A 422-nucleotide genomic window follows, 5' to 3' on the forward strand; every position below is an offset into this window, starting at 1 on the left:
GGAAACGCAGTTGAACTGTACTGACGCTGCGCTTGGCAATTATGTCTGCGACGGTGCCTTTGGCGTTGCCCCCCCAATCCTTTACCTCGAAATCTTCCGGCGTTTCGGTCAACAATTGATCCAGCTGCTCACTCCCGACCAACATGCGATCCTGCACGTCGATCACGACTTGCTGTTTGACGCGCAACTTCTCATACAAATCCGCGAATTCACGGACTGGCCGCCCATCCAGCGCGTTTTGCATCTCCACAAGCTCGGGGTAATTCGCAAGGCTCCAGAGCTCGGTGAAAGTAATCTCGGCATCGTTGATAGCGCTGTTGCGAACAACTTTATCGTGCTCGGCAAGCACCCCGTCCCAGCCCCCCTTTTCCCGCTCACGGGCAAATTTGTCTTCTCGCATGGTCGCGTGCAGCGCCAGTATT

At 55.5% G+C, this 422-nt stretch carries 1 protein-coding gene; it reads right to left on the reverse strand.

Annotated features, from left to right (window positions below; translation table 11 throughout):
• Positions 1–400, reverse strand: a 400-nt coding sequence (locus QWI17_RS21565; protein WP_302724603.1) for a hypothetical protein, incomplete at its 3' end; no start/stop codon positions are given.
• Positions 401–422 lie beyond the last annotated feature (22 nt).

The organism is Gilvimarinus gilvus, assembly GCF_030518155.1.
In the GTDB taxonomy this organism is placed as follows: Bacteria; Pseudomonadota; Gammaproteobacteria; order Pseudomonadales; family Cellvibrionaceae; genus Gilvimarinus; species Gilvimarinus gilvus.